The following is a 24433-nucleotide window of genomic DNA, read 5'->3' as shown; positions in this document are numbered from 1 at the left end:
TTCCATTAAATTGAACTTACTCTAAAACTACCCCAACCCCTATTTTACCTAATAAATATGGGTTATGATCAATGATCAGAATATCATTGGCTTCACTAAGTTTTTGGAGGATCGCATACAATAGATCAATATCGGCGTAATGCAGTCCTGTGCTGGGTTCATCTAAAATATAAAGCGAATCGGTAACTTCGGCCTGCAGCCAGTTCAACAATAATAAGCGTTGTTTCTCCCCGGAAGAAAGAGATTGTACGGGCTGTTCTAAACTAAGATGCGCCAACCCGATTTCCTCTAACTGATCCAGGAGTTGGAGGCTTTTAGCAGGTAGTTTAGCCTTCTTCAGCCATTCTTTTAATTCTATGACATTAAAGGCAAGTACTTCTGCTATATTTTTCGTTTCAACAGTATGCGCCAATATATGTGCCTGATAGCGTTGCCCTTTGCATACTTCACATTTTTCAATGGCATTGGCGGCAATGTCAAGACTGGTCTCCACATAGCCTTTGCCTTTGCAGTTTAGGCACTGACTGCTCTTCGTTTTATAGGAGAAATCTTTGACTTTCAATCCGGATTCAGCTGCAAAGATTTTGCTGATGTCCTTCAATATATCTAAGTATGAAACCAGTAAAGTGGCCGCATGAGTATTTAGCTTTTTAGGCTCAAAATATTGCACACCTGCATAGTTTTTAGGAAAGTCTATGCTTTTACAATTCACAGGCTGCCCAGTCTCAATACTGGGAATCAGGATCTCTTTCACCAGGGTGGTTTTTCCTATACCTGATTTTCCTGTTAGGCCCGTGATGCCTCCAATGGGAAGGTTTAATGAATCCCTGACCAGCGTATGCCTGGCAAGCTTTCTAATGGTAATGAGCTCACTCCCCTCTTTAAGGTCAACCGCCTGGGTAGGTGCTTTCAAAAATGGATGACAATCGGGTTGTTTCAAAAAATCCTGAGGAGTCCCCTGGTACGTAATATATCCTCCCAACTTACCGGCTTGAGGACCGAGCTCCACCAACCTATCCGCCGACAGAATGATCTCCTTGTTGTGCTCAATCACGATGACCGTATTCCCTTTTTCAATAAGTTCTTTTAGAATATTGATCAGGTCGGGGATATTATCATTAGATAATCCTGCTGAAGGCTCATCTAACAGATAGGTAATACCTTTAAGCGGAGAATTTAATTGCTTGATAAGCGCTACCCGTTGGTTTTCCCCGCCGGAAAGGGTGGATGATTTTCGGGTTAGTTGCAGGTGATCTATGTGCAATTGCTTTGCTCGCTTGATGGTATTGATTAAATAAGTCTGAATGCTGGAGATGAGTTTTTGATCCACTTCCTCCTGACAATCATTAGCAGAAAGCCAGTATTCCAAAGCCTTAAAATCCATTGACTTTATATCGTGAATAGATTTTCCTCCAATTTGAAAGGCCAGTCGTTCCGGTTTTAATCCACTAGCCTTGCAATGACTGCATTCTCTATTAGAAAAGAGTGCGGTGAGCTGACTTATATTTTTATTCTTCCGGGTCTTGAAATATTCGTCTTGCAAGTAGTGGTAAAGGCCTTCCCACTTCATACTTAAGGCTTGCGTACCTTCCCGTGTTTTCGTCTTATAAAGCCAGTTGGTTTTCCATACTTTTTCACCTGCCCCGTGTAGTAAAATTTCTTTTTGTGAGTCGCTCATTTCCTTAAAAGGGGTTTCTAAAGTAAACCCATATTCTTCACCCACTTTTTTTAAGATCGCCATATGTTTACCTGCCGGGTCACCGTAATACCCCACTACTTTATTGTGCGCAAAGAGTCCGTTGGCAATGCTTTTATTCTCATCCAATACGAGTTTGTTGAGGTGGGGCAGGAGTTCCTGTCCAAATCCCTCGCAAACTGTACATTTCCCCAATTCGTGATTATTAGAAAAATGACTGGCTGATAATTCCTGACCTTCATACTGCGCCTTTCTCGAAAAGGCAAAGCGCAAGATCTTATCAATCCCCGTTTGCTTTGCTATATCAGAACGCTCTGTAAAGCTCTTTTCCTTCCGCGTTATGCAAATGGTAGGCGTAAGCCCTTCAATATGATTAACCTCTAGCTGAAAATTCACGCCTACCCTGGATTGCTGATAACTCGAAAACTGTTTGGTCATTTCCTGCAGCCCGAAACCGTGCAGCGTATCAATTACCAATGAAGATTTACCAGAACCGGAAATTCCAGTGACCACGCTAAGATGATGCCTGGGCAAATCTAAATTGAGGTCTTTGAGATGATGCGTGCGAGCCCCCCTTATGGAGATCATATCCCTGCGCTGATTTGGCACTTCTTTCAGTTCAGGCAACTCAGCTTTTAAAGCATTATCCACCAGGATATCGCAGGAAGCTTGAAAAAGTGGATGATTTTCAAAACAAATAATACCTGCTGTTTGTTGCTTCAGTTGGTGCAAAGCCTCCAGCAGCTGTCTCACATTTTGCTGATGCAAACCAATGCTGGGCTCTTCCAGCAATAAAAGTGTTTTTTTTGATTGTTTAGCAAAATGCTTTGTAAGTTTAATCCGCTGCGCTTCCCCTCCAGACAAGGTGTTGGAGGCTTGTCCCAGTTTGATATAACCAAGTCCTAACTGCAGCATTAAAGACAGGATTTCTTTGATTTTCTTTTCCCCGGAAAAAAAATCATAAGCTTCTTCAATGCTTAGATTATAAATGTCGGCGATATTTTTTTTACTCCATTGTACTCTCAGCACCTCAGGCTTAAAACGCTTACCATTACAGGTAGGACAAACCTGGTTAATTGTGCCCATCACATTCATAGAAAGAGTGATAACGCCAGCCCCTTCACAGGCCTCGCATCTACCGGTTTTATTATTAAAAGAAAAGGCTCCTTTGCCAAGATTCAAGGCTTTCGCTTCCGGTGTTTTCGCCAGTAGATCCCTTATTTTATTGGCTAAGCCTGTATAGGTAGCAGGATTGCTTCGAGGGGTTTTTCCAATCGGTTGATCTGATACCGTGAGAAGACTCAAGTCCATCTTTTTACCAAAACGGGTGAGGCTTTCAATAATCTGAAGCGTTTTTCTACTCACTACAATCAACTCCCCCGGTTGAGGCTGAAATGAATCTGCTGTTTGCTGTTTTGGTTGCTTCTCAGATTGGGATGTTTCTTTGTGCAATTCGGCTAAGGTGTAACTCGATAATTCTTCCTTATTTAAAAAGTCCTGGACGGGTCCATTAAAGATCAATTCTCCCCCGTGCACCCCTGCTTCCGGGCCTAATTCCACTATCCAATCTGCAGACTTTATAAAATCTAAGTCATGCCCCACCACCATAACCGTATTTCCTCTTCGAATGAGTCGGTGCAGAATATGGAGTAGATATTTTTGATAGTCTAAAGACAAACCGATAGAGGGTTCATCAAATACATAAAGGATACCTTGCAGGCTGCTGTTTACCTGCCTGATCAATTTGATACGCTGGGCATCACCGGAAGAAATATCAGTACTCGGAGTACTCAAGCGATATTCTTCCATTCCAAGTTGTATCAGGTCGTACAATTGGGTGCAGGCCTTATCGACTAATACCTTTTCCCCGGCTGTGTAATCCTGAGATTTCAGCCTATCATATAATTCGCCCAAGGAAAGCTCCATCCAGTCCTTAAAATTGAGACCTTTCCATTCATATTTTAGATGTTCTGCCTTAATACGGGCTCCTTTACAAGCGGGACAAGTTTTGGAACTGGCAAATTTCAGGATATTAGGATTTCTATCCCTTCTTAAAATGTCTTGCATTATAGGAAGCATTCCTTTATAAAATCCTTCTTCACGGGGCTTTGCTTTAATTCCTTTCCATCTAAGCCTGGATTCCAGGCCGTGTTTGCCAAAAAATACTTTTATGCGGTCACTTCCGTTTAAGACCACATCCTGTTGTTCGGCTGTGAGTTCCTTCCACGGTATATCCACGTTAAAACCGTGCGCCTCACAAACCTTATTTAATTCTTCTACGGTGATCTGGGAATAGACAATATAGCCATTGGGCAGGGTTGTGGTAATAGCACCTTCCCTAAGGCTTTTATTTTCATCTCCCACCAATTTATCAAGGTCGATATATTCCGCCTCTCCAATGCCACGGCATAGCTCACAGGCTCCTCTCGGGTGATTGAAAGAAAATAATGACTTACTCATAGTTTCGGCAGCCGAATAGCGCGCAAATAAAATTCTGAAGACAGCTGTAAGCTCAGAGAGTGTACCAAAAGTAGTACTGATAGACTGAAAGCGTTTCGACTGCTCCACCTTGATTACCGGTGGGAGGTCTTGAATATCATCTACTTCAGCGGTGGGTATTAATTGAGCATTTTGCTGGTTAAAGGCAGGAAGACTCTCTAAAAAATAGCGGTAGCCTTCATTCGCAATAATGTCCATTGCCAGAGATGATTTCCCCGATCCCGATAGCCCCGTCACCACAATCAGTTGATTTTCAGGAATACTTAAATCAATGTTTTTAAGATTATTTTGATGGGCATTAACTATATGCATAAAGGCTTGTTGTTTCTTTTTTTGAAAAATAAATATAGAAAGATATTAAGGCTTCAAAGTGATTTTTCAGGAAAACAAAGCATAAGATTCATCTTTCCTTAACTCAATTTTTTCAGCAATAAGCAAAACTAAGGATAGTAAGATGACGAGAGAAATTCTGCTAAAATAATAATTGAAATCTATAGGAATACGCACAGAAGGGCGGTAAAGTTTGAAAGAAAATAATTAACTTCCTCAATAAACAAGATCTAAACTGGCATCCCTACACTACCTACCTGGGTACTACAAGACAGTAAGCCAGCTTTAGAAAAGACATCTTTAAAATAATGACATTAATATTATGAAAAGTATCATCTTAAATAATGGGATTGAATTACCGATGGTAGGATTCGGAACCTATAAAGCTACAGCAAAGGAGGGCATTGAAGCAGTCTCCACCGCAATCTCAAATGGCTATCGTCTAATCGATACCGCAGCAAAATACGTAAATGAAGAGGCGGTTGGAAAAGGAATTAAAGCCAGTGGTGTTCCCAGAGAAGATATTTTTATAACCACTAAATTATGGCGTGAAAATCTGGGATATAGATCGACTAAAATAGAGTTTGAAAAATCTCTCAAGCGACTCAAGATAGATTACCTTGATTTATACTTAATACATTGGCCGGCAAATGCTAAAAATTACGACAACTGGCAAAAAACCAATGCTGATACCTGGCGGGCAATGGAGGAATTGCAAGCCGAAGGGAAAATAAGATCAATAGGAGTAAGCAATTTCTTCCAGGAACATTTAGAAGCTTTATTTCAAACCGCCAGGGTGATACCGGCTATTAATCAAATAGAATTTCACCCGGGTTACTGGCAAAAGGATTTAGTAGCATTTTGTAAGAGTCAAAATATTGTAGTCCAGGCATGGTCGCCTTTGGCAAGAGGAAAGGTATTTGGGAATGAAACCTTGCAGGCAATTGCCAAAAAACACAACAAATCTGTTGCCCAGGTGTGCCTGAGGTGGATTATTCAACATGAGGTAATTGCCATTCCAAAATCCACTTCTCCGGAAAGGATTAAAGAAAATATCAATCTCTTCGATTTTGATCTGACTAAAACAGAAATGGAACAAATCAACAAGCTCCCCGAAATGGGTTTCAGCGGTGAATTGCCTGACATCTGGCCAGGCAGACTTTGATCTAATAAAATATTGGCAACAAAGAGCATAGCCTTCCAATCCACCAGACTCCAGACGCATCAGGCTGTGCCCTACTCCACCAAATCCCTATTATAAAGAGCCTATGCCTTTAATAGCCTATGCTATATCTGCTTTACACAACTGCTTAAACATCTTGTCCAGGCATTTTATTTAAACCTAATAAATCTTTATTTTCGAGCTTTTGAAAAGCAAAGCTCATGAAAGACGATAAAGTGATCCATTATATCAAAGATGTTTTAAAAAATATACCGACCGACTGGTTGAAGCTAACCACTCACAGACTGGATATTTACGATGAAAGTTTAGCCAAGACTCAATTCCTGGAAGAGTTTGAGGCCCTGTACCGGGTCAATAATTCAAATACATCGGCTCTATGTAAATTACCTACTGCTTTCGACTATATCCGCTTAGGCCACCCCTTATCTTCGGTACTGGAATGGGGTATTGCTCAATTAAATGATCTAAAACCGGAAAACGTGATCGGTTTTTCCTCGATGACCATGCCGGTATTAGCCGTGCTAAGAAAGAATCTCTTCGAGCATAAAAACACACAAATTGTCTATTCCGGCGAATTACCCAATTATTTTGATATTGAAGCAGTGCGCCGTGTTTATGGATACGATTTTGAATTAAAGCAGGTGGATAATGCCGAAGATATCTCCGATTTTAACGGCAGTACAATTTTCATTTCCCAACAGGCCAACATGGGCAGGGCTGAGCTTAATCCAAGAATTGACTTTGTCATAAGCCTGCACCCTCCCCTGGGAAGTGTGATAATGGTAAACGGGAAACAAAATGAAACTTATGTTTCAGAAATTCAGCATGTACGAAGAAGAGAGAGCATTGCGATGACCCCGGCCGATTCTTTTTCGGCGCTGCAGCAGCTCGTTGGAGAATCCCCTTCAGCTAAAAAGAAAAGTAATGCAGAGACCAACAAAGCAAAGGTTGTAGGTTCGGTTCAGAAGATTACCGCAACAAATTCAAAAGTGCTGCTTGGTTCCTGTGGGCTCTCTGTTCAATATGCTATCATGATGGGGCTTATTGACGAAGCACTGGAAAAGCACCAGGGAAAAGAAATCAAATTTATTGTTCCCCCAAACTGTTATGGCGGAACAAACGACCAGGCAAGGCGTGTTGCTGCCTGCTTAAAAAATGTAGAAGTGATGGATCTACCGGTTGATGGGGATAAGGATATGGTTCAGAGTACCGATCAGGTGCTGGCCCAGGTTGCAAAGGAAGGTGCCGTACCATACATTATTGCTGAAATTCCAACCAACCCCAGAGTTGAAGTTCCCGACCTGGAAAAGTTAAGAGCTGTTTTAAGCAAAAGCCGAAAAACTAAAACCGGTGAAAATGCTATCGCTCCCGTTTTTATTTTGGATCAAACATTTTGCCCTAACCTACAATTTTTAAAACCAGACGGAATATTCTCAGAGATCAGGACCATTTCATATGTAAGTGGATCTAAATTTCCAAGCGGCGGGAAATGTACTGCCGGTTATTGTGTGGCCAATGAAAAGGCTGAAAGCTTAATGTCATCCATCGAAAAACATCTAAAACTTTGCGATAATGAAGCTACAGCTCTTCAGGTAGAAATACTGGCAGAACAGTTACCTTCCATGAATCAGAGGATTGAGGCTGCTTATAAGAATACCCGTGAATTTGTAAACTTCATCAAAGAGATACTACCTGCTGCAAAGATTAATTTTGTTTCAGAAGACTTGGCTCAACAGGGATTTACACCTTCTGTGTTTTCACTGGACCTACCTACAAAAGGGAATACAGCTGAAGAGAGGGAGGCTTATAAAAGAGCTTTAAACCAAAAACTCATCAACATGATGATTACGGAAATTCCCAATGAAAGCAAATATTGTGTGAGTTATGGACAGTTAAAAGGATGTTATTGGACGATACCCGCCACATCTACCCAGGGAACCACCAAAGAAGACGATAAAGATTATATCGCCCGGGTTTCAGTATCTCCTGATTTGGACCTGGAGCAGCATAAAAAAGTCTTTTCAGACTTTGTTGAGCAAATTTAATCCTTGCGGAGGTATGGAACACCTCCGCTCTTACTTAAAAAAATTCCTGTCCAGTAGGTTAAATCCTTTTAGTCTAAGCCGCTTCCCCGAAGCCGGAAACTAATAATTTTCTTCTTACCTTAGAATGTCTCTTTCTCTATTAGCTGGTTAAAAATCGGAAATGGGAATAATAATATTTGTGTAAATTTAGAATTAAAGTAGTCTGAAACAATGAATATTAGCGGCTTGAATAGAGTGAACAGTATTTTAATTTTTATTATGCTTGTGCTTTTCGGGCTTTACTTTGGAGCCAGTGTTTTAATTCCTCTTACATTTGCGATCTTTCTTGCTGCCTTAATTTTACCACTGGCGCTTTTTTTAGAAACCAAATGGAAGATGAGCAAACCCGCATCTTCTTTTTGGTGCACGCTGGTTATTTTTATCGGCTTGGGCGCCTTACTCTTTTTACTGGTTCATCAGCTGGGGATTGTCCTGAAAGAATTAATTGATACCCGCGATGTTATTGTCAATTTTTTGAAGGACCTGCAGCAAAGCATAGTTGGAAAAACCGGGATCTTTGAGTCTCAGGATGTAGATGTATTTCCCGCCGATTTCACCAGTGTGCTCAGCACTATTAGGGAGGAACTTACCTCCTTTCTCACCAATATTTCAGATATCCTGTTAAAGCTTCTGGTGGTACACGTATATCTGTTTTTACTATTACTAAACCGCGATAAGCTGGTAGAGTTTCTTTTGATGTACACTTCCGAAGGAAAAAAGGATCAAACCTTAAAAATCATTCAAAAAACCCGAAAAGTTTCATATCACTACTTTTGGGGGCGGCTTAAGGTTATGAGCTTGCTGGCGGTGATGTATTTTATAACCTTTAGTATTTATGAGCTCCCGTTTACCGGCCTGTTGGTACTTTTTGGGACGCTTATAACCGTTATTCCTTTTATAGGACCTTTTATAAGCGGGCTTCTGCCTATCCTGGTTATGTTTATTTTCGGGGATACTGCCCTGGAAATAATTTCCTTCGCGGTAATCGTCATGATCATTCAACTCATAGAAAGTTATGTTCTGGAACCGATAATTATTGGAGAAGAAGTTCAGCAGAGTCCGCTGTTTGTGATCCTGGCCATATTTACCGGAGGCTTATTATGGGGTGGTGCCGGACTTATTTTATTTGTGCCCATTTTCGCTATTCTTAAGATCATATTCGACAATTCTGAACCTCTGAAGCCTGTAGGGTATCTTATGGGTTATGAAAGGCACGGGGCTAAAGAAGGCATTCTGGATAAACTGAAAAGAAAGCTGTCAAGGTAGTTTTCTAAAATCTTAATAGGTTTTTTGCCTGGAGCATAAGTTTAAAAGCCAATATTAGCCTTCGCGAGATTCTGGGTTTGAGGTTGGTTTTGGGTTACCTGAAATTTTCGATTCTGAGTTCTCAGATTCCACAAGCTTAGAAATAATAAGATTCTTCCTATAAAAAAAGGCCGCCCTGGGCGACCTTTCATTCTAGAAGGGGCAAAACTCTTAATCTATTTTTACAAATTCGCCTTCACTGTTAAATTCCAACTCTACATCATTAGTAAGTTCAATTTCATGGGCTTTCCTGTCTTTCTCCCAACTTTTCACCTGGGAATCGGGATAATTTTCCTGCAGATATTGAGCAAGCTTTTCAGGTAGAGCCTCTAATGGAAGACTCTCCTCTCCTTTACTGTCAATTTCCAGGGCATTACCATTTTCATCAAAATCAATTTCGATGCCGTTAGAAAGACGAACTTCAAATTTTTCATCTTCCCAAACTTTCCATTGGCTATTTTCTTCAACCTCGGTTATTAAGTCCGAAGAAAAATATTCACTTATATAATTTTGGGCTTTCTCCGGGAGTTTTGAATTATTTGTCTGTGCAAATACACTCAGTGAGAAAATTGTGAATACTGCTGTTACAATTAGTTTTTTCATAACTTGTTTTTTTTAAATTCCTGACAAAGTAAAGTTCAAAAACTGGAAGGAATTGGGAATGGCTGAAGTTGGAATCCTAAATCTTTCCCAATTTCAAATTTAGGTTTGTATCTATGAAGATCCTTATTATAGAAGATGAAAAAGAGATGCGCCGCAATATGCGCGAAACCCTGGAAAAAGAACAGTTCCTGGTAGAGACTGCTGAGACTTATAAAGAGGCGGTGAACAGAACCGGGGTTTATAATTACGACCTTATCCTTCTGGATATAGGGCTTCCCGACGGGAATGGGCTGAAGCTTTTTGAGCATTTAAAAAAGAATGGGTACACAGATTCATTAATTATAGTATCGGCAAAAGACTCCTTAGACGATAGAATAAATGGTTTAAACCTGGGGGCAGACGATTACCTTCCAAAACCTTTTCATATGGCCGAACTCAATGCCCGGGTGAAAGCGGTTTTGCGCCGTAATAAATTAGACGGTGCCCAGGTTCTGGAGATCGGCAATCTTAAGATCAATCCTGAGCGGCACCTGGTGCATATTGAAGATCAGGAACTGGAACTGAACCGAAAGGAATTTGATGTGCTTTTTTACTTATGCACCAATAAGAACCGGCTGGTAAGCAAATCGGCCCTGGCAGAACATGTTTGGGGCGATTATATAGATCAGGCCGATAACTTCGATTTTATCTATTCCCAAATAAAGAATCTTCGGAAAAAACTGGCAGAAGCCGGGGCAACAATCGAAATTAAGGCGGTCTATGGCATAGGTTATAAGCTGGTAATACTATGAAATTACTCAATTACACCACCGGCCATTTAGCCGTAATACTTATATTCTTGCTGGGGATATGGGCGGTTATCTTCTATTTCGAGATACTGGATGAGATCTATGATAGTATGGATGACGGGCTGGATAACCAAAAAATTCTCATTCTCAGGAAAGCACGTCAGGATCCATTTTTATTGCAAAAAAGTGAATTTGAAGACGGTAATTATATCATAACCCCTACCACCGCAAACATTAGCAAAACTTATAAAGATTCTTACCGCGATACCCTGATGTACATGGAAAACGAATCGGAGTACGAACCGGTAAGACTCCTTGAAAGTGTTTTCAGGCAGGATGGAAACTATTATAAGATTAAGGTAGTTACCTCTATGGTTGAGGAAGATGATCTAAGAAAAGAACTCTTCATTTCCCTGTTATATTTATATGCAGGTTTGATATTAACCATCTTATTGCTTAACAGATATTTCCAGAAACGCACCTGGAAACCTTTCTATAAAGTGGTGAAAAACCTGGAAAATTTTAATATCGTTAAAGATTCTAACATTGAAAAGGAAGAAACCAATATTGAAGAGTTTAAGCTTTTAAATAAGCAAATTGGGAGGTTGCTGGATAAGACCGTGCAGAGTTACCGCAGCCAGAAAGAATTCATTGAAAATGCCTCCCACGAATTACAAACTCCCTTAGCCGTGAGCATTAATAAATTAGAGCTGATGGCAGAAAATAATGATCTACCGGAAAAGGCTATGGAAGAACTGGCTGTAGTCCTAAGCAGCTTAGAAAGGCTTACCCGCCTTAACCGGTCGCTATTATTGCTGTCCCGGATAGAAAACCGGCAATTTGATAAATCAGAAGAAATCAACTGGAACAATCTTATCAAGCAGTTCCTAATAGAATTTAAGGACCTCAGCAATTTTAAGAATCTGCAAATAGAGTTCGAAGAGGAAGAAGAAATCAGCAATAAGAGCAACAAGGACCTTGCGGGCTTGCTTATCTCTAATCTTCTCAGAAATGCGATATTGCACTCCCCTGCTGAAAGTAGAATCGTCATACGCGTTAAGTCCAGGGAAATACAGTTTGAAAATCCCGGTAATAAAAGTTTAGATCCCACTACCATCTTTCAGCGCTTTACCGGGTCGAACAAGAAAAGTTCTACCGGTTTAGGCCTCGCTATCAGTAAAACTATTGCAGAGGCCCTGGAGATCCAATTGAGCTATGAATTCCGACAGGATAAACATCTCTTCAGGGTGAAATTTTAAACTTCCCAATTCTTTACAGATTTCCATTAGATCTTAGCTCAAAAATAACAAGATGAGGTTTAATCAGAGCTTATTGATAGTTTTTGCCATGGGTTTGATTTCCTGTGATAGCGATGACTATCCCTATGCTAATATTCCTTCAGTAGTTTTAAATAAATTCGAAATGCACTACCCGAAGGCTCAGGAGGCAGATTTTAAAAAAAAGGATAAGCTTTATGAAGTTTCTTTTGAAATTGAAGAGGTAGACTACAAAGCAGATATTGATGAAATAGGAAGTATTCGCAGAGAAAAATACGAAACCGCGATCAATGAATTTCCAAAAGAAGTTACCGGGGAATTGCTAAAAACATATGATACGGTTAAACTGAAAAAACCCGAAATACTAAGAAATGCAGATGGGGTTTATTTCCAGGTAAAACTGGACCGGTTGTTCAAAGATGAATTGATTGTATTGGATAAAGAAGGTAAAACATTACCTAATATTAATTACTGGAAATAAAGGTTTGAGATGAACAGAATAGTATTTGGAATCGTAGGCATTATTTTCCTCATAGTGGGACTCTTAACTTACAAAATTTCGGGTGAGAATGAGGGTTTAAGCTTTGATGCTTACAGCATAGAGGAAAAATGGGAATTACCCGAAGAATTAAATGAGATCTCCGGAATTACATGGCTGGGGAATGATCTGCTCGCCTGTGTTCAGGACGAAGACGGGATAGTATTTATCTATAACCTGAAGAGCTCCCAAATAGTAGACCGAATAGAATTTGGAGAATCGGGGGATTATGAAGATATAAATCTCTTTAATGAAAAACTTTATGTGCTTAGAAGTGATGGCCTGGTATTTGAAATTTCCAGTTATAAGCAAAACCCCCAGGTTCAAAAATATGTCACTCCCGCTAACAAAATTAGCGGCATCAACCTCGAGGGTCTTAGTGCCAATCCTGACGGAAATATTCTTTTAATGGCTGTTAAGGAACGTAAAGACGCTGATGACAGAAAGGAGGTATTTTCCTTTAAACCCGGCTCGAAAAAACAGTCTTCGGAAGCATTTTTCAGCATAAACCTGGAAGACCCAATCTTTAAGGATCTAAAGGGAAGGACTAAAAACCGGTTTAGTCCGGGTGCAATTGAGTTGCATCCAAAAGATGGAAAAATCTATATTCTAGACGGAACACGCCCAAAACTGCTGATAACAAATTCCGCAGGAAAAGCATTAAAACTTCTTAAGCTGGATTCCAAAGATTTTCAGAATCCGGAAGGTCTTAGCTTTAGTTCAGACGGCGACATCTATATTTCCAATGAGGCTGAAGGAAAACCTGCCAATATTTTAAAGATTTCTATCAACGAAAAATAAGCTGCAATAATCCCCAAATTTATCAGAATGAGTAATATGATTTCCGGGCAAGCTCCGCGTAAAAAAAGTAAAATGCCCCTGTATATTTCCGCAGGAATTATCTCGGCCGTATTGCTAGGCTATTTTTTCATTCCCGGAGTACGGGAATTTTTACAGGAAGCCTGGGCGGTTTTAACCAGTGATGATAATGCCCGCATTAAAGCATGGGTTTCAGATTTTGGATGGTTCGGCCCCCTGGTATTAGTCATTGCTATGATAGTGCAAATGTTCTTATTGGTGATACCCAGCATCGCCTTAATGGTAGTCTCCATTTTAGCCTATGGTCCTGTTTGGGGTAGTCTTATAATCTTAGCCGCAGTTTTTGCTGCCTCTACCGTAGGCTATACCATTGGAAGATTTTTAGGCCCGGTAATAGTACAGAAGTTAATTGGAAGAAAATCAGAAAAAAAGATCGGGGATTTTATTGAAGATTATGGGTTTTGGGCGGTTATCGTCACCCGGTTGAATCCGTTTTTATCAAATGATGCCATTAGTTTCGTTGGAGGAATATTGAGAATGGGCTATTGGAAGTTTATTGGGGCTACCCTGGTGGGAATCGCTCCTCTTAGCCTATTTATAGCAATAATAGGAGAAAGCACCAGCGAATTAAAAACAGGTTTACTTTGGGGTTCGGTGGTGAGCCTTATCCTTTTCTTATTATACGTTTATTGGGATAAACGCAAAAGAAAATCCTAAAGCTTCGCTATGAATAAAGTTACACTCAGGTTCATAATCATCTTTGTTTTTTTGGCAGGTTTTGCTGGGCAGGCGCAGGCCCCGGGGGAATTTTATTATGAAAGTGAATTTGATCTAAGCTTTCCGGCAAAAAAGAACTGGAGTATAGATCTTAGCTTCGGAAACAGGGGCATGCTATTAAGAAGAGAAAACGGCACGAAAACGGCCGGATATCAACATAGTCATATAGAATTCAGCCAGTTTACCAATTACAATTTTTCCGAAGCCGCTATCATTAGTTTGGGATTGAGATACCGATTCAAAGAAATATTTGATGCTACTGAAGCCGATGAGTTCCGGATAATTGAACAATTAGAACTGGAGAACGCCAAAGCACCATTATCCCTTTCTCAGCGCTTTAGGTTGGAACAGCGTTTCAAGAAAAAAACCGAACATCGGCTAAGGTATGAACTGGGATTTTCCAGGCCTATTAACCAGGTTTGGAGTTTTGGAATAGATACGGAATTCCTCTACACTATGGCAAAACATTTTAAGCCCGAGGCTGAACAAAGATTTTCCATTGGCCTGGAAAACGAAGCCTTTAAAAACCTGGAATGGGAAATAAGCCTGGAATACCGACTGGAAAATTATACCCGAGATCTTACCCATGAGCTTTTTATGGTTTCGGGGGTTAATTTTATCTTAGATTAGAATCCGATTTCTAAAACAAATTGAAGGCTTTGGAAGCCTTGCAGGCTAATCTTGGAGCCTTCCCTTAGCGATATCAAATGCCAGGATGGATACCACAAATTAAAATTCCTTAGTTTTATAATCTAATGATTCCGTGATAATTGCGATTTCATCCAACCTAAAGATTCAATATGCCTATAAAAAAAGGTACTAAAAGTCAGCATGACCACAATAATTCTTTGCTGAATTCTAAGCGGCCAAAGTTCAGGGAATATTATATGGAAAAAATTCATGTGGATAAGTTAAGAGAAGATTCAGTGCCTTTTGTAGAGTTGGAAGAAAAGGAATTAAAGAAAGTGATGACTCAGATAAAGGCCAATGCACAAAAAGAATTTTATAAAGAATTAAAAATTCTGGGAATATCAATATTAATCACTGCAGTCATTTTAATCTACCTTAATGATTATTTGAATCAGCTATTTTAAAGCCGGTTTAAGATCCAGCAAGTCCCTTAAAAAAGTTGATCTATAATTATCTATAAAAATGTAAATTGAGAACTCAAAATAAATTAAAATGAAATTTAAACTAACATCCAGAGATTTTAAATTTTTTATTCTTGGCCTGCTGGCAGCTTTTGCATTTTCAACAATCTATAATTGGGAAGAGAATGTAGAATCTTTCAAGAAAGGATATGCAGATGGTCGCCAGGACTACGAACTTTCCAGAGAAAAATAAAGATATTCCCATAGTCTTATCACTTTTGGAGGGGTCTCAATTTTATTGGGGATTTGTAGCTGGGGAAAACGGACTGGAAGTTTAATTTCAGAGAAGTATTTTATTTTTCTTAAGTTTAAGCTTCTTAAAACCAATCTATATGAAAAACATATTAGTGGCCATAGACCGGAAAAAAGAGGCAGAACAATTAATAGCCCGGGCGGTGGAAATCGCAAAACTTTCAAAAGCGAAAATCTGGATCATTCATGTAACCGAACCTGATCCGGATGATTTTCTTGCGCGGGAAGCTGGTCCGCAGTATGTCTATGATAAGAGATCGAAGAAACGCAAAGAAGAAGCCGCGACCATTCAGCAATGGGTTGAAGAGATTAATAAAGACAAGGAGGTAGAAGCAGAAGGACTTTTAATTGAAGGGCCGGTAGTTAAATCTCTCCGCAATATCACAGAAGAGCATCATATAGACCTGGTGGTGGCCGGGCACCGGAAGAAGAATTTTCTCTATAGCCTCTTCACCGCCAATAAGAAAAAAGACCTTGTTGATGAACTAAAGGTCCCTTTATTAGCCGTTCCTTTAGTTTAATCTCCAAAGAGTAAGAACTAAAAACACCTCCGGGCCGGAGGTGTTTTTAGTTTTATAAAATTGAGAAGTTTTCTGTCTTCTTCAATTAACCGGAAGGAAGCGCTTATCCCGTAGTATCGTCTACACTAAGCTCAACTCTAAAGGAGTCCTTCACTATATCATCATCTTCGGCTAAAACCGGTAGATCCAATTCCTCATCGGGAGTAAATTCAAAAATTTTGTCGCCATCATCGGTATGGAGTACCACCCAAAGCAATTCGTTACCTTCTATTTCCGTATTTTCCTCCAGGTCAAGTTTAAGATCGGTATAGGTATCTGGTTCAATATATCGGGGAACCGAAAGTCTGCTGTTTAAATCGGGGGCTCCTGCTGCATCAGAATAAATCACCACCCAGCCGGGATGACTATTAACTACAGCGCTTATATTGAGTTTCCTGTTCTGTTCCAGTTCCTGATCCTCTGCAAGCACGCTACCTGTTGGGTCCGGCAGATCAACAATAAAAGAATGAGCCACCATACTTCCTGAGGAGGTTAAAACAGGGACATCAGCCAGATTGCTCGCACTGTATTCAAAAATCATATCGCCGTCATCCACATGCAAATTAACCCAAAGCCTTTCCCCTTCCACGAGCTCTGTCTTATTTTTTAATCGGATGCTAAATTCCTCATAATCCCCTGCCTTCACATATTCCGGCATAGAAATTATCTCAGTCATCAAGGGCTCATTATCCCCATTGTCTTTTCTTACGACGATCCACCCATCTTTACTAACCGACAAATCCTCTACCATCACAATTTCCCCATCCAGAGGTTGATCGGGAAGCCTAAAACTACCCGTTGGCACCACAATTGGGGAAAGCTCATCATCATCGTCGCTGCAGGAAGTAAAACCCACCAATACAGCAAGCATGAGCACCAACAAAATCTCCTTTCTAAACCACATGACACTTAGTTTTGAATTAAAAGTTCTATTTGAATAACAGAGTTCACAAGGGGAGGTAACTAATACTTTGCTATTAAATATATCCCTTATTAAGCACAGGAAAAATGATATATGTCACTCTTAAATAGCGGGTTTCCGCAGTTTATTAATTCGTTGAGTAGCGATGCTGTGAGCTTAGCTTTTTGGGATGAGATACCGGATAGAATCTGAGGGTGGGGCGTAAAAAAAGGGTTTAACTTTATCTGTTAAACCCTTTTAGGAAAATTATTTAAGATTGATATAATATCTAGGCTTTCAGTTCTTCCTGGGCTTCGGTTGTCTCTGTTTCTATGGCTGTAGTTTCCTCTGTTTCCAAGTCTTCTTCTGAAGTTTCAGAATCCAGGACATTGAATTTCTCCAGTTGTTCTTCTTCCCCGGTAAAATATGGGAATACGTCCAGGATGGGAGATTCGGTGATCGAGGGGATGCTGTAGTCGCCCATGGTATCTTCCATGGCTTTGGTGGTATTCTCAAAAGCCTCTTTCACATCGTTGGCCTGTACCAGCAGGTAAATATTGGTCTTCTTTTCTTTCCCGCTCTCTTCATCAAGGGCTACTAAAGAAACCTTTGATTTAAACCACCTGTCGGAATTTTCGAAGGGGTGAACCTCAGAAAAATTGGCGACTTTTATATTCATGATCCTGAAATCTTCGCTGGTATAAGCGGTCATTTCTTCAGTGATCCTGGATTCTGCCTCTGTAAAGGATACCGCATCCAGCAAATAGGTGTCGGTGCTTACTTTCTGCTCTCCTGTCTCGTGTGTTTTTTTGTATTTCACCTTACATTCATACCAAGTTACGCTCATATCATTTTTTTTAGGGAGCCAAAAATAGAATTAATATCAGGCCTGCAGAAGTATCCTGCGAAGAGATATTCACAAATTTATTTTTTCAGTTTCAGGCTATATTTCTTCTTGCTACTGAAGGGAGCTCTTTTGGCGAAAAACTAACCGGGATTTTTTTAAAGAAACTTTACAATTTAGGATTGGTATTTTGGAGAGGATTTAGACCATGTTTTAAGATTTATAAACTACCGGAAGCTGAGTAACTGAAAGTTTTATTTTACTATCTCAAGTAAAGTTCAAAGAAGCTATTCCTGGGTAAAAAACATTACTTTTTTTTTAAGATTTAATTGTCTTTTAAGCTTTTTTTTAGTAAATATGTTAATCCTTTCGAACAACACCCTACCTATTTTTCGGAATGATCAAAGTTTGTAAACTTTTCTGTTCAAAATTTTAGCACAAAAAAAGGAGATATATAAATATACCTCCTTGAATGTTTTCACAACGGAATAATCCTTATTGTGAATTGCTTCAGAATTGTCATACAATAATAACTAAAAAAAATCATACCTGCAATCTTGTTTTCATTAGGAAACAAAAAATTGATGGTTATAACTTACCGAAAATCATAGTATATGAAAAGAATTTTAGGACTGGATTTGGGGACAAACTCAATTGGATGGTCACTTATAGAACAGGATTTTGATAAAAAAGAGGGTAGAATTTTAGGAATGGGCACAAGAGTAATCCCAATGAGCCAGGATATTCTAGGAAAATTTGATAGCGGAAATTCTATTTCTCAAACCGCAGAAAGAACTGGGTATAGGGGAATGCGCCGATTGAATGAACGCTATCTTTTACGCCGCCAACGTATTCATCGTGTATTAAATGTATTAGGATTTCTTCCTCATCATTATGCTGAAGCGATTGATTTTCACAATAAGTTAGGACAATTTCTTCCGGGAAAAGAAATAAAACTTAATTACAGATTAAACGGAGGTCCGAAACATCACTTTATTTTCCAGGATTCTTTTGAAGAGATGGCGAGGGAATTTAAATCAAAACACCCCGGTTTAAAAATCCCGTATGACTGGACAATATATTATCTGCGTCAAAAAGCTTTAAGGAAAAAGATATCTAAAGAAGAATTGGCCTGGGTGATTCTTAATTTCAATCAGAAGCGAGGTTACTATCAGTTACGTGGCGAGGAAGAAGAAGCGGATAAAAATCAGGAATATGTTTTATTAAAAGTAAAGGAATTAATAGATACCGGTGAAGCCGTAAAAGGCAAACCTCTCTATAAAGTGGTTTTTGAAAATGGTTGGGAATACGACCGCGATATAACCAAAACTGAAGATTGGGAAAACCAGGAGAGGGAATTTATTGTTACTACAAAAACAAATAAAGATGGGGGTGTCATACGCACTTTTAAAAAGGTGGATTCTGAACAAGATTGGATTGCAATAAAAAAGAAAACCGAACAAAATATTGAAGAATCCAATAAAACAGTAGGGCAGTTTATTTACGAGACTTTACTTGACAGGCCTAGTCAAAAAATCCGGGGGAGCTTGATAAAAACCATCGATCGGAAATACTACAAAAATGAACTAATTAAAATATTAGAAGCGCAAAAAGATTTCCACGCAGAATTGCAAAGTGAAGATTTATATCAAGAATGTCTGAATGAATTATACCCTAGAAATGAGTCCCATCAAGCTAACATAAAGGATAAGGATTTCACCTATCTTTTTGTCGAAGATATTATCTTTTACCAACGCCCCTTAAAGACCAAAAAATCTACCATCTCCAATTGCGCTTATGAAAAAAGGTATTTCAAAAAGGATGGAGAAATTCAGGAAAAACCTTTAAAAGGAATTCCAAAGTCCAACCCACTTTATCAGGAATTTAGATTGTGGCAATTTATTCAAAACCTTAAAATCTACAAGAAAATAGCTAATGGAAAGGAAAAAGCTAAAATTGATGAAGATGTTACCAGGTCTTTATTACCTGATTCCGATTCAGTAGTTCGTTTGTTTAATTTTTTAAACAACAGGAAAGAAATCGATCAAACCCAATTGCTGAAATACTTTTCAGATTTAAAATTAATTTCAAAACAGAAAAAAGATGCCTCTGATTACCGATGGAATTATGTAGAAGACAAAAAATATCCTTGCAATTCAACCAGGTCGGACTTTTTATCCCGTTTGAAGAAAGTTAAAGGTATTCCGGAAGATTTCCTTTGTAAAAAAGTAGAGAAGGAATTATGGCATATTGTTTATTCTGTAAAAGACAAAAAAGACTTTGAAAAAGCTTTGGAAACTTTTTCTAAAAAGAGGAATCTCCCGGAAGAAGATTTTGTAGAAAATTTTAAGAAAATACAGCCTTATCCTAATGATTATGGCGCTTATTCTGAAAAAGCAATTAAAAAGCTATTGCCCGTAATGCGAATGGGGAACTACTGGAAAGAAAATTCAGTTACTCCTGAAGTTAAACAACGTGTTGACGATATTTTAGAACGTCTCGAGACCATACATTTCGAAAAGGATAAAATTGAAACTGTTGCGGATGATGCTTATAAAAAGCAAGTCTTGAAAAGCTTTATTAGGTTTGAAGACAAAGCAAATCCATATGAAGGATTAAATACCTACCAAGCTTGTTATGCGGTTTACGAACGTCATTCAGAAGTTACTGAAATCATCAACTGGAAATCGCCGAAAGATATTGATCAATATCTTAATGAAACTTTCAAACAGCATCTACTTAGAAACCCTATAGTGGAACAGGTGGTTACTGAAACGCTTCGTGTGGTCAGGGACATTTGGAAACATTACGGAAATAGCCAAAAAGACTTTTTTTCTGAGATTCATCTTGAACTAGGCCGGGAAATGAAAAATTCAGCAGATAAAAGACAACGGTTAAGTAAACAGAATACGGAACGTGAAAATACCAATCAACGCATTAAAGCGCTTTTGGAAGAACTGCAAAATGAAGGTTTAGAAGCCGTAAAACCTTATTCTCCCAACCAGCAGGAAATTCTAAAACTGTATGAAGAAGGCGTGTATCTTAATGCAAGATACGATATGGTTAGTGAAGACGAAATAGAAGCCATTCGCAAGAAGAACGCTCCTTCGAAAAAAGATATACTGCGTTATAAATTATGGTTGGAACAAGGCTATCGTTCGCCATACACAGGGGAAATAATTCCGATGAGTAAACTTTTCACTACCGATTATCAAATTGAACACATCATTCCTCAATCCCGATTTTTTGATGACTCTTTCAATAACAAAGTGATTTGCGAAAGTGCTATAAATCCGTATCCATACAAGGATAACCAAACCGCTTACGAGTTTATAAAAAATAGCCGCGGCTGCGTAGTACCTGAATTAACAAAGAACGGAAAGGAATGCACCATTTTTTCAGTAGAAGAATATGAAAATCACTGTAAAAGTTATTTCAGAAAAAACCGTACAAAGCTCAAATATTTGTTGAGCGAAGACATCCCGGAGGGTTTTATTAATCGCCAACTCAATGACAGCCGATATATCAGTAAATTTATCAAAGGACTGTTAAGCAACATTCTGCGAGAATCTGATGAAAGAGAAGCAACAGTAAAAAATCTCGTGCCGGTAAGTGGCGCGATTACCAGTGATTTAAAACAAGATTGGGGTTTGAATGATAAATGGAATGAACTTGTTGCCCCACGTTTCAAACGGATGAACGAAATTACCAATTCCAGGGATTATGGCTATTGGGATAATAAAATCAATGCCTTTAGAACACAAGTTCCAAAAGATATTGAAGCTGGTTTTAGCAAAAAACGAATAGATCACCGCCACCACGCTTTAGATGCCTTGGTAATTGCTTGTACCACGAAAGATCATATTAATTACATTACTTCAATTAATACAGAAAGAAAGAATCACAGGTTAGTTAAGAAACTTCGAGAAACGAAAAAGATAACTTTAGGTGGCAAGGAAAGAATAGTTGCTAAATCCTTTAAAAAACCGTGGGAAGGTTTTACTATAGATGCCAAAAATGCTTTGGAAGATATTGTAATTAGTTTTAAGAAGAATATTCGGGTCATTAACCGCACAAATAACAAGACCTGGCAATGGGAAAAGAAAAATGGGCAATGGAAAAAAGTTTTGCAACCCCAGAAGGGTAAGAATTTTGCTATTCGAAAGTCTCTTCACAAAGAAACCGTTTCCGGGTTGATTGACATACCTACTCCAAAGGGAAAAGTGGCAACCGCTACCCGAGCAAATATTTCTAACATTAAGAATCACAAGCATATTGATAAGATTACTGATAAAAGCATTCAAAAAATCTTACGAAATCACGTCAAAAATTACTTCGATGAAAAAGGCAAAGAAGATTTCGAAGCAGCATTTAGCCCTAAGGGAATTACCGATTTAAATAGAAATATTAAATCATTAAATAATGGGAAAAAACATCAACCCATTTATAAAGTAAGGCAATATGAAGTGGGAAGTAAATTCAGCGTTGGTGAGCAAGGAAATAAAACTGATAAATACGTTGAAGCCGCAAAAGGCACCAACCTTTATTTTGCCGTGTATTGGGATGAAAAAAAGAATAAACGAAATTTTGAAACAATTCCATTAAATGAAGTGGTGGAACATCAAAAACAAATGGCTCACATCCCGATGAAGCAAAAACAGCCTATTCCTATAGATCGTACAAAAGGAAAGTTTTTGTTTTATCTTTCTCCGAATGATTTGGTATATGCCCCAAGTCAGGAAGATATAGCTTCAGATATTATTTCTGAAAATTTGAATAAAGAATATATATATAAAATAGTAAGTTTTACAAACAAGAGGCTATATGGTGTTCCTGTTACCGTTGCTAAATCCATTGCAAATAAAACAGAGTTTACTCAATTAAATAAAATAGAATTTATTCAAGAAAAAAACTTGTGTTGGAAACTTAAAGTTGATCGATTAGGAAATATTCAAGAAGTAATTAAATGATAAAACGCTGCCTCATCTTCAAAATCCTAATTACCTAGGAACTAGAAATAGGCAAATGAAGGCTTAAGATACCGCAAAATAATACTGAATCTTTTGATAAAACTTCAAGGTGTACTAATTGAATAAATTAAAATTGGAAGATTATAAAGCCATACTGAGTCCAAAGCACACCTATCACGTCTATAATAGGGGTATTGGTGGTGAGCTATTATTCCTTTCTAATGAGAATTATCGGTATTTCCTACGTAAATATGATAATTACATAGCACCGGTGGCAGATACATTTTGCTATTGCTTAATGCCTAATCTTTTTCATTTTTTAATCCGAATTAAAGAGGAGAAGGTCTTAAAAGAATTTTTTAAGGATAAAATCAAAAACCCGGATTCCAGTATAGACCTGACAGGTTTTGAAAACCTGTCAGGTCTGGTCTCCCGCCAATTCAGTAATTTTTTTAATGCCTACTCAAAAGCATTTAATAAACAACACCATAGAAGTGGGAATCTATTTTCAAGACCATATAAGCGAAAACTCATTAGTGATGAAACTTACCTAAGAAAAGTGATTCATTACATTCATTTTAATCCGGTTATGGCCGGCATTGTGGATAGCTTAGAAAATTGGGAGTATTCCTCTTATGGAAGCATAATTTCCAATAAGAAAACGAAGTTACAAAAGAAGGAAGTTATTAGCTATTTCGATGATTTAGAAAATTTCAAATTTTGTCATCTATATCCTCCAGAATTAACAGGAATAGAATAAGCCTATATAATTTAGGCAATTGAGAGAAGATTAGAAACTAATAATATGATAAAACGTACACTCTTTTTTGGAAATCCGGCTTATCTCAGTACTAAAAATGAGCAGCTGATAGTTTCTTATCCCGGGGAAGGAAAAGAAGATAAAACTGTTCCCATTGAAGATATTGGGATGTTGGTTTTGGAAAACCCGCAAATCACATTGACCAACGGACTAATTACCAAACTCATTCAAAATAAAGCGGCGGTCGTAAATTGCGATAAACAGCACCTACCCTGCTCTATCTTACAACCCCTGGTGGGACATACCGAACAAGCCGAACGATTTTCAGCTCAACTTAGCGCAAGTATTCCTTTAAAGAAAAATTTATGGCAGCAAACCGTTAGCGCTAAAATAAGCAACCAGGCCCAGCATCTTTTCCGTAGAAATAAAAACCATAAAAAACTTGCTCGTTGGGCGGGAGAAGTAAAAAGCGGTGATACCGAAAATCACGAAGCCGTGGCCGCAGCCCATTATTGGCAAAACCTTTTTGATATCGATGGTTTTACCCGGTATAGACACGGCGATCCTCCAAACAATTTGCTAAACTACGGTTATGCGATTCTAAGGGCAATAACCGCAAGAGCACTTATAAGTTCAGGGCTTTTACCCGGAGTGGGCATCTTTCACCATAACAAATACAATGCCTTTGCCCTAGCCGATGATATTATGGAACCCTACCGTATCTATGTTGATGTTTTAGTTTATGAATTGGTGCTTGCGGAAAAAAATATTGATGAGCTAACCACCGACTTGAAATCCCAACTTTTAAGAATTCCTGCGCTGGATGTTTTTATCGATGGCAAATGGAGTCCGCTAATGGTGGCTTTAAGCCGAACTACAAATTCCCTGTATGAATGTTTTGCAAACCTCAGCCGAAAGATCCTCTATCCGGTGTATCAATAGCACCGGTCTCCTGCGGTTTGCCACAAATCGGGACAAATGGAAGATAAATTTTCACGTTTAAATCAATACCGCAGTATGTGGGTACTAGTATTTTTTGATCTCCCAACAGAAACCAGGGCTGAGCGAAAAGCAGCAGCACGTTTTAGGAAAGATT

19 protein-coding genes and 1 pseudogene are annotated in these 24433 nt (G+C 38.7%); 16 read left to right on the top strand and 4 right to left on the bottom strand.

All coding sequences use genetic code 11. The annotated features are described in order from the left end of the window. Positions 1-16: 16 nt before the first annotated feature. The gene (locus BUW93_RS13480; protein WP_081212262.1) at positions 17-4507 is read right to left on the bottom strand and encodes an excinuclease ABC subunit UvrA; all 4491 of its coding nucleotides are present in this window, start codon (positions 4505-4507) and stop codon (positions 17-19) included. Between the two features lie 340 nt (positions 4508-4847). Between BUW93_RS13480 and BUW93_RS13475 the strand changes: the two genes are divergently transcribed. The 3 genes from BUW93_RS13475 to BUW93_RS13465 all read left to right on the top strand — a co-directional run bounded on the left by BUW93_RS13475 (position 4848) and on the right by BUW93_RS13465 (position 9058). Further along, positions 4848-5690, top strand: coding sequence for an aldo/keto reductase (locus BUW93_RS13475; RefSeq protein WP_081212261.1), 843 nt, complete (start codon positions 4848-4850; stop codon positions 5688-5690). 218 nt (positions 5691-5908) lie between these two features. Then, the gene (locus tag BUW93_RS13470) at positions 5909-7753 is read left to right on the top strand and encodes a PLP-dependent aminotransferase family protein (protein ID WP_081212260.1); all 1845 of its coding nucleotides are present in this window, start codon (positions 5909-5911) and stop codon (positions 7751-7753) included. Positions 7754-7963: 210 nt separating this feature from the next. Beyond that, positions 7964-9058, top strand: coding sequence for an AI-2E family transporter (locus BUW93_RS13465; protein WP_081212259.1), 1095 nt, complete (start codon positions 7964-7966; stop codon positions 9056-9058). 210 nt (positions 9059-9268) lie between these two features. Here the strand turns inward: BUW93_RS13465 and BUW93_RS13460 are convergent, their stop codons facing one another. After that, positions 9269-9700, bottom strand: coding sequence for a PepSY-like domain-containing protein (locus tag BUW93_RS13460; protein WP_081212258.1), 432 nt, complete (start codon positions 9698-9700; stop codon positions 9269-9271). A gap of 113 nt (positions 9701-9813) precedes the next feature. Between BUW93_RS13460 and BUW93_RS13455 the strand changes: the two genes are divergently transcribed. From BUW93_RS13455 to BUW93_RS13420, 9 genes are all read left to right on the top strand, one after another. Further along, positions 9814-10491, top strand: a complete 678-nt coding sequence (locus tag BUW93_RS13455) for a response regulator transcription factor (RefSeq protein ID WP_081212257.1) — start codon at positions 9814-9816, stop codon at positions 10489-10491. Next, the gene (locus BUW93_RS13450) at positions 10488-11747 is read left to right on the top strand and encodes a sensor histidine kinase (RefSeq protein ID WP_081212256.1); all 1260 of its coding nucleotides are present in this window, start codon (positions 10488-10490) and stop codon (positions 11745-11747) included. Before BUW93_RS13455 ends, BUW93_RS13450 begins: the two co-directional genes overlap by 4 nt. A gap of 52 nt (positions 11748-11799) precedes the next feature. Next, entirely contained in the window at positions 11800-12246 is a 447-nt protein-coding gene (locus BUW93_RS13445) for a hypothetical protein (RefSeq protein ID WP_157893334.1), read from the top strand. Between the two features lie 9 nt (positions 12247-12255). Continuing rightward, positions 12256-13104 carry an SdiA-regulated domain-containing protein gene (locus BUW93_RS13440; RefSeq protein ID WP_081212254.1) on the top strand — a complete coding sequence of 283 codons (849 nt, stop codon included), beginning with the start codon at positions 12256-12258 and terminating at the stop codon, positions 13102-13104. Positions 13105-13176: 72 nt separating this feature from the next. After that, positions 13177-13839: a TVP38/TMEM64 family protein gene (locus tag BUW93_RS13435; protein ID WP_232778366.1), complete on the top strand. Its 663-nt coding sequence runs from the start codon at positions 13177-13179 to the stop codon at positions 13837-13839. Between the two features lie 9 nt (positions 13840-13848). After that, entirely contained in the window at positions 13849-14529 is a 681-nt protein-coding gene (locus tag BUW93_RS13430) for a DUF2490 domain-containing protein (RefSeq protein ID WP_081212252.1), read from the top strand. Between the two features lie 257 nt (positions 14530-14786). Then, a complete protein-coding gene (locus BUW93_RS13425) occupies positions 14787-14993 on the top strand; it encodes a hypothetical protein (RefSeq protein ID WP_157893333.1) in 207 nt (68 codons plus the stop codon). 88 nt (positions 14994-15081) lie between these two features. Next, positions 15082-15243 (top strand): hypothetical protein, encoded by a 162-nt coding sequence (locus tag BUW93_RS14970; RefSeq protein WP_157893332.1) that lies wholly within the window; start codon positions 15082-15084, stop codon positions 15241-15243. A 139-nt stretch (positions 15244-15382) separates the two neighbouring features. Then, positions 15383-15823 (top strand): universal stress protein, encoded by a 441-nt coding sequence (locus BUW93_RS13420; protein ID WP_081212250.1) that lies wholly within the window; start codon positions 15383-15385, stop codon positions 15821-15823. A gap of 103 nt (positions 15824-15926) precedes the next feature. Here the strand turns inward: BUW93_RS13420 and BUW93_RS13415 are convergent, their stop codons facing one another. Together BUW93_RS13415 and BUW93_RS13410 are read right to left on the bottom strand one after the other, a co-directional pair. Then, entirely contained in the window at positions 15927-16766 is an 840-nt protein-coding gene (locus BUW93_RS13415) for a DUF7282 domain-containing protein (RefSeq protein WP_081212249.1), read from the bottom strand. Positions 16767-17052: 286 nt separating this feature from the next. Then, entirely contained in the window at positions 17053-17610 is a 558-nt protein-coding gene (locus BUW93_RS13410) for a DUF4494 domain-containing protein (protein WP_081212248.1), read from the bottom strand. Between the two features lie 611 nt (positions 17611-18221). Here BUW93_RS13410 and cas9 point away from each other — a divergent pair. The 4 genes and pseudogenes from cas9 to BUW93_RS15115 form a co-directional block, all read left to right on the top strand. Next, positions 18222-22577 (top strand): type II CRISPR RNA-guided endonuclease Cas9, encoded by a 4356-nt coding sequence (gene cas9 / locus BUW93_RS13405; RefSeq protein ID WP_081212247.1) that lies wholly within the window; start codon positions 18222-18224, stop codon positions 22575-22577. A 118-nt stretch (positions 22578-22695) separates the two neighbouring features. After that, a complete protein-coding gene (locus BUW93_RS13400; RefSeq protein ID WP_232778365.1) occupies positions 22696-23337 on the top strand; it encodes a hypothetical protein in 642 nt (213 codons plus the stop codon). 45 nt (positions 23338-23382) lie between these two features. Then, positions 23383-24279, top strand: a complete 897-nt coding sequence (gene cas1 / locus BUW93_RS13395; protein WP_081212246.1) for a type II CRISPR-associated endonuclease Cas1 — start codon at positions 23383-23385, stop codon at positions 24277-24279. Between the two features lie 36 nt (positions 24280-24315). Next, positions 24316-24433, top strand: a pseudogene (locus BUW93_RS15115) (CRISPR-associated endonuclease Cas2); the annotation flags it as partial.

The organism is Salegentibacter sediminis, assembly GCF_002078605.1.
In the GTDB taxonomy this organism is placed as follows: domain Bacteria; phylum Bacteroidota; class Bacteroidia; order Flavobacteriales; family Flavobacteriaceae; genus Salegentibacter; species Salegentibacter sediminis.
This window is presented reverse-complemented; position numbering and strand designations above follow the sequence as displayed.